Origin of the sequence: Micromonospora sicca, assembly GCF_003172935.1 — a bacterium.
GTDB lineage: Bacteria > Actinomycetota > Actinomycetes > Mycobacteriales > Micromonosporaceae > Micromonospora > Micromonospora sicca.
On record NZ_QGKS01000136.1, the window covers coordinates 1 to 14099 of the forward strand.

11 protein-coding genes and 2 pseudogenes are annotated in these 14099 nt (G+C 71.5%); 4 read left to right on the top strand and 9 right to left on the bottom strand.

Annotated features, from left to right (window positions below; translation table 11 throughout):
- Nucleotides 1-951: pseudogene (locus tag DKT69_RS38175) on the top strand (hypothetical protein); the annotation flags it as partial.
- 9 nt (nt 952-960) lie between these two features.
- Here DKT69_RS38175 and coaE read toward each other — a convergent pair.
- Both coaE and rpsA read right to left on the bottom strand, forming a co-directional pair.
- Entirely contained in the window at nt 961-2142 is a 1182-nt protein-coding gene (gene coaE / locus DKT69_RS06435; RefSeq protein WP_109800658.1) for a dephospho-CoA kinase, read from the bottom strand.
- Nucleotides 2143-2428: 286 nt separating this feature from the next.
- Nucleotides 2429-3922 (bottom strand): 30S ribosomal protein S1, encoded by a 1494-nt coding sequence (rpsA, locus tag DKT69_RS06440; protein WP_109800659.1) that lies wholly within the window; start codon nt 3920-3922, stop codon nt 2429-2431.
- Nucleotides 3923-4289: 367 nt separating this feature from the next.
- Between rpsA and DKT69_RS06445 the strand changes: the two genes are divergently transcribed.
- From DKT69_RS06445 to DKT69_RS06455, 3 genes are read left to right on the top strand one after another with little or no spacing between them, the layout of a single operon-like run.
- Entirely contained in the window at nt 4290-5096 is an 807-nt protein-coding gene (locus tag DKT69_RS06445; RefSeq protein ID WP_109800660.1) for a class I SAM-dependent methyltransferase, read from the top strand.
- A gap of 39 nt (nt 5097-5135) precedes the next feature.
- Nucleotides 5136-5354, top strand: coding sequence for a hypervirulence associated TUDOR domain-containing protein (locus DKT69_RS06450; protein WP_109800661.1), 219 nt, complete (start codon nt 5136-5138; stop codon nt 5352-5354).
- On the top strand, nt 5341-5772 hold the full coding sequence (locus tag DKT69_RS06455) for a DUF3140 domain-containing protein (protein WP_109800662.1): 432 nt from the start codon (nt 5341-5343) through the stop codon (nt 5770-5772). Before DKT69_RS06450 ends, DKT69_RS06455 begins: the two co-directional genes overlap by 14 nt.
- Nucleotides 5773-5780: 8 nt before the next feature.
- Here DKT69_RS06455 and polA read toward each other — a convergent pair whose 3' ends face one another.
- The 7 genes and pseudogenes from polA to DKT69_RS39570 all read right to left on the bottom strand — a co-directional run.
- Nucleotides 5781-8480, bottom strand: coding sequence for a DNA polymerase I (polA, locus tag DKT69_RS06460; protein ID WP_109800663.1), 2700 nt, complete (start codon nt 8478-8480; stop codon nt 5781-5783).
- Nucleotides 8481-8627: 147 nt separating this feature from the next.
- Nucleotides 8628-9338 carry an ABC transporter ATP-binding protein gene (locus DKT69_RS06465; protein ID WP_109800664.1) on the bottom strand — a complete coding sequence of 237 codons (711 nt, stop codon included), beginning with the start codon at nt 9336-9338 and terminating at the stop codon, nt 8628-8630.
- Complete coding sequence (locus DKT69_RS06470) at nt 9328-10248, bottom strand: ABC transporter ATP-binding protein (RefSeq protein WP_109800665.1); 921 nt, start codon at nt 10246-10248, stop codon at nt 9328-9330. Before DKT69_RS06470 ends, DKT69_RS06465 begins: the two co-directional genes overlap by 11 nt.
- Entirely contained in the window at nt 10241-11395 is a 1155-nt protein-coding gene (locus DKT69_RS06475) for a branched-chain amino acid ABC transporter permease (protein ID WP_109800666.1), read from the bottom strand. Before DKT69_RS06475 ends, DKT69_RS06470 begins: the two co-directional genes overlap by 8 nt.
- Nucleotides 11392-12342 carry a branched-chain amino acid ABC transporter permease gene (locus DKT69_RS06480; RefSeq protein WP_109800667.1) on the bottom strand — a complete coding sequence of 317 codons (951 nt, stop codon included), beginning with the start codon at nt 12340-12342 and terminating at the stop codon, nt 11392-11394. Before DKT69_RS06480 ends, DKT69_RS06475 begins: the two co-directional genes overlap by 4 nt.
- Before the next feature lie 96 nt (nt 12343-12438).
- Nucleotides 12439-13602, bottom strand: a complete 1164-nt coding sequence (locus DKT69_RS06485) for a branched-chain amino acid ABC transporter substrate-binding protein (RefSeq protein WP_109800668.1) — start codon at nt 13600-13602, stop codon at nt 12439-12441.
- 258 nt (nt 13603-13860) lie between these two features.
- A pseudogene (locus DKT69_RS39570) lies at nt 13861-14099 on the bottom strand (hypothetical protein); the annotation flags it as partial.

The window sequence follows — 14099 nt, forward strand, 5'->3', positions numbered from 1 at the left end:
GCCCCCGAGCGCGGCCTGGCCGCCGTGCTCGACCTGCTCCTCGCCCTGGCCGCGGACCGGCCCGACCCGGTCGCCGTCGGGGCGCGCTGGCTGGGCCGCGAGTCCACCGCCGGCACGTCGGTGGACGTGCTGGAGGCGCCGCTCGCCGCCGGCCCGGCCGCCATGGCCCCGGCGACGCCGGCGCCGGTCCGACAGTTCCGGCTCTGGCTCGACCGGGACGCCCGGTTGCACCGGCTGGTGGGGCGGCTGCCCGACGACACCGAGGTCACCGTGCAGCTGGAACGCAGCGACCGGCCGACCCTGCGCCCGGTGGACGCGCTGGGCGGCCGTCCCGGCCTGCCACGGGCGCTCACCGACGCCGAGGCCGTCCGGTTGGCCGGGCTGCCGACCCGGCTACGGGCCGCCGGTGGCGCCGCGCTGACCGGAATCGCGCCGCTCGGCCCGACCAAGAACCTGCGCGCCGCCGGCTGGCTGAGCTGGGCGGGTTCCGCCGCGTACCTGGCGGTGGGCGAGATCGGCACGCCCGGACGCCGGACCCTGCTGCGTCACCAGGCGGGCCGGGTCGCCCGGGTGGAGGTACCGGCGGACGACAGCACGGCGGAGCCGCCGGCCCGACCACCGCTGCCGCCGCCGGCCGGCCTCCCCTGGCCGCGCCCCACGCCTCCGACCGACGACCTGGACCGGCTCGTCGGCGCCGCGCTGGGAGCCGTCGGCACGCCGGCCGACACCCGGTCGGCGGTCCGCCTGCGCGCCGACCGGCTGGCCGACCGCACCGTCGACGTCGTCGAGCTGCGGGAGCACGGGGCGCAGCTGCGCTACTGGATCGACCGGGAGGGGCTGCTGCGCCGGGTGGAGCTGCGCACCGGGCGCGGCGTGTGGGCGCAGCTCGATCTCACCCCCGCACCGGTCCCGGCGCTGCCCACGACCACGTTTCCGCCGACGGCCCGCTGAGCGGGCCCGTCAGGGCCGCCAGCCGGTCCGCCCGGCCCACTCCTCGGCCCGCAGGTGCTCCTCGTCGAACCAGGGGTCCTTCAGCGTGCCGTAGGTCGCGCCGTCCGGCGCCGACGCCGCCAGCTCCCGCTTGAGCTGCAGGTAGGCGGCCCGCTGGTCCGGATCGGCGCGCAGGTGGTCGCGCGTCAGCAGGGCGTACCGCCAGCCCGGCGAGCCGGTCACCCGCAGGTGCAGGTACACCGGGCGGCCGGGATCGGCGCTGCCGTGCAACCGCTTCTCCCACCGTCCGCCGCCGGGGGGACGAAGGTTGTCCCACCAGTCGCCGGGCAGCCGGGGAAAGCCGCCGTCGGCGAGCCGCTCGGCGATCGGCCCGTCCGCCTCGGCCAGCGACGGCACCCCGAGCTGGATGTCGATGACGTCCTTCGCGGCGAGCCCGGGCACGGCGGTCGAGCCGATGTGCTCGATGGGCAGGTCGGCGGGGGCGAGCGCGTGCCGGATCCGGGCGGCCAGCCGGGCGTACTGCTGCGGCCAGGTCGGGTCGGGCTCGGTGAGCACCACCCGCTCCGGACGGACCGCCCGCCGCGCCCGCACGTTCTCCTCGTAGGGGACCAGCCGGTCGCGCCACAGGCCGTCCACCGCCGCGTGCAGCTCCGCCAGGTCACCGTCGTTGCTCAGCACCACGTCGGCCGCCGCCCGCCGGCGGGGGTCGTCGGCCTGCGCGGCGATCCGCCGCTCGGCCTCCGCGCGGTCCATGCCGCGGTCGCGGGTCAGCCGCTCCAGCCGGGTGGCCACCGCCGTCTGGACGACCACCACCAGGTGGTACGTCGGCGCGAGCCCCACCTCCACCAGCAGCGGTACGTCGTTGACCACCACGGCGTGCGGCGGCGCCGCGGCGACCAGCTCGGCGGTCCGCGCCCGGACCCGGGGATGCGTGATCCCCTCCAACCGGCGGCGGGCCTCCTCGTCGGCGAAGACGACCGCGGCCAGCGCCGCCCGGTCCAGCGCGCCGTGGGCGTCCAGCACCCGGTCGGAGAAGGTCGCCACGATCTCGGCCAGCCCGGCGCTGCCCGGGGCGACCACCTCGCGGGCGACCTGGTCGGCGTCGATCACCACCGCGCCCAGCGCGGCCAGCCGGGCCGCCACGGCGCTCTTTCCGGAGCCGATCCCACCGGTCAGTCCCACCATCAGCACCGGACCAGTCAACCCGATCACCAGCCCGCCGCCAAACCGGGCCCGGCCCCTGATCCGGACCCGTGGGCCGCCCGGCGGTCCGACCGGCTCGCCCCCGGGGTCGCCCGGACGGGGCGGTCGACGGCAGTCCCGGATGTGGGGGGCATCAGCGCCGTCCGGACAGCCCCACCTCGCCGAACTGGTCCACCCGGTCCGGGGGGTTCGCGTGGCGGCAACGGCGAGGGCCCCGCCCCCGGCGACCCGGTGGAAACCGGATCGCGGGGCGGGGCCCGTCGTCGTCAGCGGGTCACTTGCCGCCGGCGAGCTTCTCCCGCAGAGCGGCGAGCGCCTCGTCGGTGGCCAGGGTGCCGGCCGGCTCCTCGGCCTGCCGGCTCGGGGCCGTGGTGGTCGTGGTGGTGGTGCCACCGGCGGACACGGGCGGAGCCGGGTTGGCAGCGGCCTCGGCGTCGGCGGCCCGGGAGGTCTGCACCTGCTTGGTGTGGGCCTCCCAGCGCTGACGGGCCTCGGCGTACTGGTTCTCCCAGGTCTCGCGCTGCTTGTCGTACCCCTCGAGCCACTCGCCCGTCTCCGGGTCGAAGCCCTCCGGGTAGATGTAGTTGCCCTCGGCGTCGTAGGTCGCGGCCATGCCGTAGAGGGTCGGGTCGAAGTGCTCCTCGCCCTCGACGAAGCCCTCGTTGGCCTGCTTGAGCGACAGCGAGATCCGGCGGCGCTCCAGGTCGATGTCGATGACCTTGACCATGACCTCGGAGCCGACCTGGACGACCTGCTCCGGGATCTCCACGTGGCGCTCGGCCAGCTCGGAGATGTGGACCAGGCCCTCGATGCCGTCGTCCACCCGGACGAAGGCGCCGAACGGCACCAGCTTGGTGACCTTACCCGGCACGATCTGCTGGATCGCGTGGGTGCGGGCGAACTGCCGCCACGGGTCCTCCTGGGTCGCCTTCAGCGACAGGGAGACCCGCTCGCGGTCCAGGTCGACGTCCAGGACCTCGACCTCGACCTCCTGGCCGACCTCGACGACCTCGGACGGGTGGTCGATGTGCTTCCAGGAGAGCTCGGAGACGTGCACCAGGCCGTCCACGCCGCCCAGGTCGACGAACGCGCCGAAGTTGACGATCGAGGAGACGACGCCCTTGCGGACCTGCCCCTTCTGGAGCTTGTTGAGGAACTCGGTGCGCACCTCGGACTGCGTCTGCTCCAGCCAGGCCCGGCGGGACAGCACCACGTTGTTGCGGTTCTTGTCCAGCTCGATGATCTTGGCCTCGAGCTCGCGGCCGACGTACGGCTGCAGGTCGCGCACCCGCCGCATCTCGACCAGGGAGGCGGGCAGGAAGCCGCGCAGCCCGATGTCGAGGATGAGACCACCCTTGACGACCTCGATGACCGAGCCGCGGACGACACCGTCCTCGTCCTTGATCTTCTCGATCGTGCCCCAGGCCCGCTCGTACTGCGCCCGCTTCTTGGAGAGGATCAGACGACCCTCCTTGTCCTCCTTCTGGAGGACCAGGGCCTCGATGTGGTCACCAACCGAGACGACCTCGGCGGGGTCCACGTCGTGCTTGATCGACAACTCCCGAGAGGGGATGACGCCCTCGGTCTTGTAGCCGATGTCGAGCAGGACCTCGTCCCGATCGACCTTGACGACGGTGCCTTCGACAATGTCGCCGTCGTTGAAGTACTTGATGGTCTCGTCGATCGCGGCGAGGAAAGCCTCCTCGGAACCGAGATCGTCGTGGGTGACCCGGGTGGCGCTCGAGGGGGCCTCGATGCTGCTCGTCATGTGGGCGGTTGCTCCGGTCGGATGGGTTGTCACAGCAGGCGTGGTGTCGCGGTGACCTTTTCGCGCCAGCGGATCCGCCGCCGGGCACACCGAACGATCGCCAAGTGAAGATCATTAGTGGCTCCGGTGACCGCGCACCTGCTCCCTGCCGAGGCACACGATCCGCGAGCGCATCGTCTAGCCTACCCGCTGCATTACCACAGCGTGCAAGCCCTCCCATGTCCTCGCGACCTCGTCAGCTGCGAAAGCGGAGATTTCGAACGGTAAGGTGCCACGCCTGTCTCGTCCGTCACACCGGCAACCTGCGTCCCACCCGTTCGGCGCGGCCGACCGACGGGCGACGGCGCACGGGGCCTAGCGTGAGCGCGTGGATGACGACAGGGTGACCCGACGCCGGGTCGGCGACGCCGAGGTACGCCGGGCCAACCGGGGCTGGTGGGACACCGACGCCGACGACTACCAGGCGGAGCACGGCGGGTTCCTGGGCGAGGTGGACTTCGTCTGGTGCCCCGAGGGATTGCGCGAGGCCGACGCCCGGCTGCTCGGCGACCTGACCGGGCGCCGGGTGCTGGAACTCGGCTCCGGCGCCGCGGCGGCCGCCCGGTGGCTCGCCACCCAGGGCGCCCGGCCGATCGCCCTGGACCTGTCCGCCGGCATGTTGCGGCACGCCGAGAGCGCCGCCGCCCGCACCGGCGTAACCGTCCCGCTGGTACAGGCGGACGCCCTCGCCCTGCCCTTCGCCGACGCGGCGTTCGACACCGCCTGCACGGCGTTCGGCGCGATCCCGTTCGTCGACGACTCGGCGGCGGTGATGCGCGAGGTGTTCCGGGTGCTACGCCCCGGCGGCCGCTGGGTCTTCTCGGTCACCCACCCGATGCGCTGGATCTTCCTCGACGACCCCGGCGAGGGCGGGCTGACCGCGGTCCACTCGTACTTCGACCGCTCCCCCTACGTGGAGCAGGACGAGCACGGGGTGGCCACGTACGTCGAGCAGCACCGCACCCTCGGCGACCGGATCCGGGAGATCGTCGGCGCCGGGTTCCGCTTCCTGGATCTGGTGGAGCCGGAGTGGCCCGCGGGACACGAGGGGATCTGGGGGCAGTGGAGCCCGCTGCGCGGCCGCCTCTTCCCCGGCACCGCCATCTTCGTGGCCGAGAAGCCGGCCGAGCGATAGCCGTCGTTTCCGCCCGCCGGCCCCGGGTACCCGGTGGGCATGGCTGAGAAGGAGTTCCGCAGGGGCGACCACGTCTCCTGGGCCAGCCACAGCGGGCGGGCGCACGGCGTGGTCAAGGAGAAGCTCATCGACCGGACGCACATCCGCGGGCATCCCGTGAACGCGTCCGCCGAGGACCCGCAGTACCGGATCCGCAACGACGACTCGGGCCGGGACGTCGCCCACCGCCCGGAGGCGCTGCGCCATGAGCCGAAGTGACGAGGGCCGGGACACCTATCGCGAGTTCACCGAGGCGGTGAACATGAAGCCCGGCGAACTGCGGAACTGGCTGGAGTCCGACCAGTCCAAGCACGTCGGCTGGCGCAAGAAGGGCACCAGGGGCGGCGAGTCGGTCGGCCACGAGTCCGGCCGCAGGATCATTGAGCTGCTGCGGCGCAAGCGCGAGCAACTCTCCGAGGGCGATTACAAGCACATGCGCAAGGTCGTCGGGTACGTACGGCGGCACATGGCGCAGCGACCGAGCGGCGACGTCCGTGAGACCCGGTGGCGGTACTCCCTGATGAACTGGGGTCACGACCCCCTCAAGGCTCCGCTTCCGCCGCCGGGCGGGCCGTCCCGGCGGGCACTGGAGCGGCGCGGCGCCCCACCGAAGGCGCGCCGCGGACCGGGACGGTAACCCGCGGATCAGTGGTCGGCGCTGTTCCAGTCGCGGCCCTCGCCGACGGAGACCTCCAGCGGCACCGACAGCGGGTACGCCTCGCCCATCTCCTTGCGCACCAGCGCCTCCAGGGTCTCCCGCTCGCCCGGGGCGACCTCGAGGACCAGCTCGTCGTGCACCTGGAGCAGGATCCGGGAGCGCAGGCCGGCGTCGCGCAACGCGCTGTCCACGTGCAGCATGGCGACCTTCATGATGTCGGCCGCGGAGCCCTGGATCGGGGCGTTGAGCGCCATCCGCTCGGCGATCTCCCGGCGCTGGCGGTTGTCGCTGACCAGGTCGGGCAGGTAACGCCGGCGGCCGAGGATGGTGGAGGTGTAGCCGTCCTGGCGGGCGCGGGCGACCACCTCCTGCAGGTAGTCGCGGACGCCGCCGAAGCCGGCGAAGTAGTTGTCCATCAGCCCGCGCGCCTCCTCGGCGCTGATCCCGAGCTGCTGGGAGAGGCCGAACGCGCTGAGCCCGTACGCCAGCCCGTAGTTCATCGCCTTGATCTTGCGCCGCTGGTCGGCGGTGACGGCGCCGACCTCCACGGAGAAGACCGACGAGGCGGTGGCGGCGTGGAAGTCGTGGCCGGAGTTGAAGGCCTCGATCAGCGCGTCGTCCGACGACAGGTGCGCCATGATCCGCATCTCGATCTGGCTGTAGTCGGCCGTGAGCAGGCAGTCGTAGCCCTCCCCCACCACGAAGGCGCGGCGGATCCGCCGGCCCTCCTCAGTGCGGATGGGGATGTTCTGCAGGTTGGGCTCGGTGGAGGAGAGCCGGCCGGTCGCGGCCACCGTCTGGTTGAAGGTGGTGTGGATCCGGCCGTCGTCGGAGACCGACTTCAGCAGCCCGTCGACGGTCGACTTGAGCTTGGCCACGTCCCGGTGGCGCAGCAGGTGCTCCAGCACCGGGTGCGGCTGCTGCGCGTAGAGCCACTGCAGGGCGTCGGCGTCGGTGGTGTAGCCGGTCTTGATCTTCTTGGTCTTCGGCAGGCCCAGCTCGGTGAAGAGGATCTCCTGGAGCTGCTTGGGCGAGCCGAGGTTGAACTCCCGCCCGACGGCCGCGTACGCGCCCTGCGCGGCGGCCTTCACCTCGGCGGCGAAGTGCGCCTCCAGCTCCGACAGGTAGTGCGTGTCGGCGGCGATGCCGGTGCGCTCCATGGCGGCGAGCACCCGCATCAGCGGCAGCTCCACCCCGGCCATCAGCCGCAGCGACTGCTCGCCGTCGCGGGTCAGCTCGGCGTCGATCGCGTCGGCCAGGTCGAGGGTGGCCCGGGCCTGGAGCATCAGGTTCTGCTCGGCCTCGCCGTCGTTGCCCAGCCCCTCCAGGGTGAGCTGGCCGGTCTCCGGCGCGTCGACCCGCAGCTCCCGGTGCAGGTAGCGCAGCGCCAGGTCGGTGAGGTCGTAGGAGCGCTGGTCGGGGCGGGCCAGGTAGGCGGCGATCTGGGTGTCCCGGGCGATGCCGGCCAGCTCCCAGCCGTGCGCGGCGAAGGCCAGCACGACGGGTTTGCTGTCGTGCAGCACCTTGGGGCGCTCGCCGTCGGCCAGCCAGCCGGCGAGGGCCGACTCGTCTGCCGGGTCGAGGGTGGCCGGGTCGAACCAGGCGGCCGCGCCGGCGGCGGTGGCCAGGGCCATCCCGGTCACCGTGGCGGTGTGCCGCCGGTTGGGGCCGGTGTCGAGCTTGACCGCCAGGCCGATGGGAGTGCCCGCGGGGGCGTGCGTCTCCAGCCAGCCGGCCACCGCCCCGGGCTCGGTGAGCATCTCCCCGGTCAGGTCGAACCCGGCCTCCGCCTCCGGCTCCACGGCCTCCAGGTACTGGTACAGCCGGTCGCGCAGGATGCGGAACTGGAGGGTGTCGAAGACCTGGTGCACGGCCTCCCGGTCCCAGCCCTGCCAGCGGGCGTCCTCGGGACGGACGGGCAGCTCCAGGTCGGAGACCAGACAGTTGATCTCGTAGTTGCGGATCACGTCGGCGAGCCGCTCGCGCAGGCTGTCGCCGGCCTTGCCCTTGATCTCGTCGGCCCGGGCGATGACGCCCTCCACCCCGCCGTACGTGTTGATCCACTTCGCGGCGGTCTTCGGGCCGACACCGGGGATGCCGGGCAGGTTGTCGCTGGTCTCACCGACCAGGGCGGCCAGGTCGCGGTAGCGCTGCGGGCCGACGCCGTACTTCGCCTCGACCGCGGCCGGGTCCATCCGGGCCAGGTCGGAGACGCCCTTGCGCGGGTAGAGCACGGTGATGCTGTCGCCGACGAGTTGGAACGCGTCCCGGTCGCCGCTGGTGATCAGCACCTGCATGCCCTGGTCGCGGGCCTGGCAGGCGAGGGTGGCGATGACGTCGTCCGCCTCGTACCCCTCCTTCTCCACGACCGGGATGCGCAGCGCGGCGAGGACCTCCTTGACCAGGCTGACCTGACCCTTGAAGTCGGTCGGGGTCTCGCTGCGGCCGGCCTTGTACTCGGCGTACTTCTCGGTGCGGAAGGAGCGGCGGGAGACGTCGAACGCGACCACGATGTGGCTGGGCTGCTCGTCGCGGAGCACGTTGATCAGCATCGAGGTGAAGCCGTAGACCGCGTTGGTGGGCTGACCCGTCGTGGTGGAGAAGTTTTCCACCGGCAGGGCGAAGAACGCCCGGTATGCCAGGGAGTGTCCGTCGACGAGGAGCAGGCGCGGCGTCGTAGCTGTCACGGCAGCGACTCTAGTCCGTACGACCGACATCCCTTCGGCGGCGGCACCCGCGCCGCACCGGAAAGCGAGCCCCCGGCGCGCCGCGCGCGAAAACGCCCACGGCCGGCCACCCCGCGAGGGGCGGCCGGCCGCGTCGGTACGACGACCTCAGGCCACGCCGAGGTACGCCTCTTTGACCGCCGGGTCGTGCAGCAGGTCCTGGCCGGTGCCCTCCTTGACGATCCGGCCGGTCTCCAGCACGTAGCCCCGGTGGGCGCGGGAGAGCGCCTGCTGGGCGTTCTGCTCCACCAGCAGGATGGTGGTGCCCTGCTCGTTGATCCGGGTGATGATCTCGAAGATCTGCTGGATCAGCATCGGGGCGAGCCCCATCGACGGCTCGTCGAGCAGCAGCAGCCGCGGCCGGGCCATCAGCGCCCGACCCACCGCGAGCATCTGCTGCTCGCCGCCGGAGAGCGTGCCGCCGGCCTGCTTGCGCCGCTCGGCCAGCCGGGGGAAGAGGTCCATCACCATCTTCATGTCCTCGGCGATGCCGCCCCGGTCCCGGCGGGTGTACGCCCCCATCTCCAGGTTCTCCACGACGCTCATGCCAGGGAAGACGCCCCGGCCCTCGGGCGCCTGCCCGATGCCCCGGACCACGCGCAGGTCGGCGCGCATCCGGGTGACGTCGGTGCCGTCGAAGATGATCGAGCCCTGGGCCACCGGGCGCAGCCCGGAGATGGCCCGCATGGTGGTGGTCTTGCCGGCGCCGTTGGCGCCGATCAGCGCGACCACCTCGCCCTCGTTGACCGTCAGGCTGATCCCGTGCAGCGCCTGGATCCGCCCGTAGAGCAGGGTCAGGTCGTTGATCTCAAGCAGCATCGGTCGGCACCCCCAGGTACGCGGCGATCACCTTCGGGTCCTCACGGACCTCGGCCGGCAGGCCCTCGGCGATCTTCTTGCCGAACTCCAGCACCACGATCCGATCGGTCACGCCCATGACGAGGCGCATGTCGTGCTCGATCAGCAGCACCGTGGTGCCGTTGTCCCGGATCTTACGGATCAGGCCGAGCAGTTCCTCCTTCTCGGCCGGGGTGAAGCCGGCGGCCGGCTCGTCCAGGCAGAGCAGGGTGGGATCGGTGGCCAGGGCCCGGGCGATCTCCAGCCGGCGCTGCTCGCCGTACGAGAGGTTGCGCGACAGCTCCCCGGCGCGGCGCTCGATGCCGACGAAGCGCAGCAGCTCGTACGCCTTCTCCCGGCCCTCCCGCTCCTCCCGCCAGTGCCGCGGCAGGCGCAGCATGGCGGCGATGACGCTGGTCTTGTGGTGGGCGTCCGCGCCCACCATCACGTTCTCCAGCGCGGTCATCTCCGGGAAGAGCCGGATGTTCTGGAACGTCCGGGCGATGCCGGCCTTGGTGATCCAGGACCGGCGCTTGCCGTTGGTCCGCTGCCCCTGGAACCGGATCTCACCCTCGGTGGGCCGGTAGACGCCCGTCATCGCGTTGAAGCAGGTCGTCTTGCCGGCGCCGTTCGGGCCGATCAGGCCGAGGATCTCCCCCTTGTACAGGGTGAACGCGACGTCGTCCAGGGCGACCACACCGCCGAAGCGGAGGGTGACGTGGTCGACCTCCAGCAGCGGTTCCCGGCCGGCCGGGTCGGCGCCGCCGGGGGTGGTCTCCACCGGCGTGTCCGCGCCCTTCTCCGGCGGGGTGCCGACGGTGCTGCGACCGTCGTCGGCGATGTCCCGCTCGCTGGTCTCGTCCCGCTCGCTGTGCATCTGCGGCTCACTCATTGGGCACCGTCTCCTGGGGAACCGCTTCCTTGCGCCGGTCGGCGAACTCGGCCGCCCGGCGACGGTTGGGCACCATACCCTGCGGCCGGAAGATCATCATGATGATGACGACCACGCCGAAGACCAGGATCCGGTACTCGGCGGCGTCGAAGTTCACCCCGATGAGGTCGCCGACCCCGCGGAGCCACTCCGGCAGGTACCAGGTGATCGCGCCGCCGACGATGGCGCCCTTGATGTTGCCGGCGCCGCCGAGGATCACCGCGGCGAGCACCAGGATGGAGCTCTCCAGCACGAACTGGTCGGAGTTGATGAACGTCTGCTTGCCGGCGAAGATCGCGCCGGTCAGGCCGGCCACCGCCGCGCCGATGGCGAACGCCCACAGCTTGTACTTGAACGTCGGCACGCCCATGATCTCGGCGGCGTCCTCGTCCTCGCGGATCGCCACCCAGGCCCGGCCGACCCGACTGTTGGCCAGGTTCCGGATCAGCAGCAGCACGATCAGGATCAGCGTCAGCATCAGCCAGTAGTACGGCCGGGCGTCCACCACCCCGAACAGTGGCTTGCCGTCCGTGCCGGTGCCCGGCGGGTGCGGGATCGCCGGGATGCCCCGCTGGCCTTGTGCGATGCCCTCGTTGCGCGACGCGTACAGGCGGATCATCTCGGCGAAGCCGAGGGTCACGATGGCCAGGTAGTCACCGCGCAGGCGCAGCGTCGGGCCGCCGAGGATCACGCCGGAGACCATCGCCACCATCACCGCCAGCGGCACCGCCGCCAGCCACGGCCAGTTCGTGCCGAATCGGCTCTCCGGCGAGGTCAGCAACGCGACCGTGTACGCGCCGAGCGCGTAGAAGCCGAAGTAGCCCAGGTCGAGCAGGCCGGCGAAGCCGACCACCACGTTGAGCCCGACGGCCAGCAGGACGAACACCGCGGTGTCGAAGAGCACTCCGGCGAAGTCCGAGCGGGTGGTGTAGAAGGCGAAGTAGTCGCTGCCGATGGGGAAGCCGAGGTACTCGTAGAACCACTTGTTGGGCAGGATGTAGAGCAGCACGACCAGCGCGGCGATCGCCGCCCAGCGCACCTGCTTGGGCATCGCCGCCCAGCGGCTCTTGAAGCCCGCGGTCCGCTTGTTGTTCACGGTGGCGGTCATGCGCGCGCCCTCCCGAGAGATTCGCCGAGCAGACCGGTCGGCCGGAACATCAGCAGCACGATCAGCAGCACGAAGCCGGTGAAGTCCTTCCAGTCGCCGCCGAAGAGGCCGGCGGCGTAATTCTCCACCACGCCGAGCAGCAGGCCGCCCAGCAGCGCGCCGCGCAGGTTGCCGATGCCGCCGAGCACCGCGGCCGAGAAGGCCTTGAGCCCGATCAGGAAGCCGACGTTGAACTTGGTGTAGCCGAACCGCAGGTCCCACAGCAGGGCGCCCACGCCGGCCATCAGGCCGCCGAGCACGAACACCAGCAGGATGACCCGGTTCTTGTTGACACCCATCAGCGCGGCGGTGTCCGCGTCCTGGGCGACCGCCCGGATGCCGCGGCCCAGGCGGCTGCGGTTCACGAACTGGTCCAGCGCGATCATCATGATCAGCGTGACGCCGAGGATGAGCAGCTGGACGTTGGTCACCCCGGCACCGAAGAGGGTGAAGACCGTCTTCTGCGGGATCAGGTCCGGCATGCCGAACGGGGCCCGGCGGGTGCCGATGCCGAACGACTCGGCGAGCACGAACGACGCGCCGATCGCGGTGATGAGGAAGGCCAGCGGCGGCGCGTTGCGGCGGCGCAGCGGCCGGTAGGCGACCAGCTCGACCGTGACCGCGGTGACCGCCGAGGCGGCCATCGCGACCACGAGACCGGCGACCACCGCCAGGATCAGCGGGCCGAGGGCCGGGGCGGCCGAGTTCTGGTCGTAGCCGAGGGCCTGCCAGGTCCACAGGGCGGTGAAGGTACCGACCATGAAGACCTCGGAGTGAGCAAAGTTGATCAGGCGCAGAACGCCGTACACCAGGGTGTAGCCGAGGGCGATGAGCGCGTAGATCGCGCCCTGCTCCAGGCCGGTGATGGTCAGCGCCGGGAAGTTCCCGAACAGCTCATCGAAGTTCAAAAGGGGGCTCCAACTGTGCGGCCAAGCGGCGCGGCCGGGAGAAAAGCTCCCGGCCGCACACACCTGGTGTCCCTTGGCGGGACCGGACAGAACCGGTCAGGCCTTGGGGATCTCGATGTCGGGGACGACCTTGCCCGCGTTCACCTTGAAGGCCCAGACCAGCACCTGGGCCGGGTCCAGCTCGCCGTTGGCCTCGAACTTGTAGGTCACGCCGGTGGCGCCACCCGCCTTGTTGTAGCCGTTGACGAACTGGAGCAGGTCCGCCCGGGAGGACTTACCGCTCTTGATGCCCTCCAGGAAGATCTTGGTGATGTCGTACGACACGTCGGCGTAGGTGCCCGGCTCGGCGTTGTCGAAGGCCGCCTTGTAGTCGGTCACGAAGGAGCCCTTGGCCGCGGTGGCCGGGGCGCACGGGCAGGTCAGGATCGTGCCCTCGGCGACCTGCTCGCCGGCGACCTTGATGAAGTTGGCGTCGTTGACGCCGTCACCGGCGACCATCGTGCCCTTCCAGCCCGCGCCCTTGAGCTGCTTGAGCAGCAGGCCGGCCTCGGTGTAGTAGCCACCGAAGAAGAGGACGTTCGCGCCGCTGCTCTGGATCTTGGTGACGACGGCGGAGAAGTTGGTCTGCTTGACCTGGATCTTGTCCTCGCCGGCGACGGTGCCGATGACCTTCTTGACCTCGTCCACCAGGCCGGCGCCGTACGCCGACTGGTCGTCGACGACGTAGACCTTGTCGGCCTTGAGGACGTTCTTGATGTAGCGGCCGGCGGCCGGGCCCTGCGAGGTGTCGTTACCGACGCCCCGGTGGAAGATCTTCCAGCTCTTGGTGCTCAGGCTCGGGCGGGTCGCCGACGGGGTGATGATCGGCAGGCCGGCCTCGTCGAAGATCGGGTCGGCAACCTCGGACTCGCCGGAGAAGGCCGGGCCGATGATGCCGACGACCTTGGTGTCGCCGACCGCCTGCTGGGCCAGCGCCGGGGCCTTGGCCGGGTCACCCTGCGAGTCGTACTCGGCCAGGTTGACCTTGCAGTCCGCGTTGTCCTTGTTGTACTGGTCGATGGCCAGCTTGGTGCCGTTGCGCATGTGGATACCGAGACCCGCGGCGTCACCGGTCAGCGGGCCGAAGAAGCCGATCTTCAGGTCGCAGGCGGCCTTGTCGCCGCTCGCGTCACTACCACTGTCGGCCTTACAGGCCGCGCCACTGAAAACGAGCGCGGTGATGGCTACGCCACCAAGCACCCGTGCGAGCTTCTGCCTCACGGCTCGTACCCTCCTCCGTCCGAAGGCCCGAACCACCCACCGCGAATTGGACCTTGCGAGGGCGGGCCGGACCGACCGCAATCCCGGTCTGGGCCGGGACGTTATCCCACTGGCGGGGCGCGCCGGTAGACCTAGGAAGAGGGGTTGACCTAACCGTTACGTTGAGTGGCCGTTTTCACAGATCTGCTGTAACACACGCGCCCGTGCCGTGGGAAAATCGGACATCCGACACCGAGCGGAAACACGCTGGTGGGAGGCTCAGCCGGGACTCCACGGCCCGCGCGCCGACCAGATCCGGGCCCCCGAATCGTTGTCCTCCAGCAACAGAACGGCCCCCCCGGCACCGGCCACCGCCACCGTGCGGTCGCTACCTCCCGGCACCGCCACCGGCAGGACCACCGGGGACCAACCGACACCGTCGGCCGAGAACCACCCCGTCGCCCCGCCGGCCACCACCGCGAGCGCGCCGCCCGCCACAGCGGTCAGCCCCCAGACCC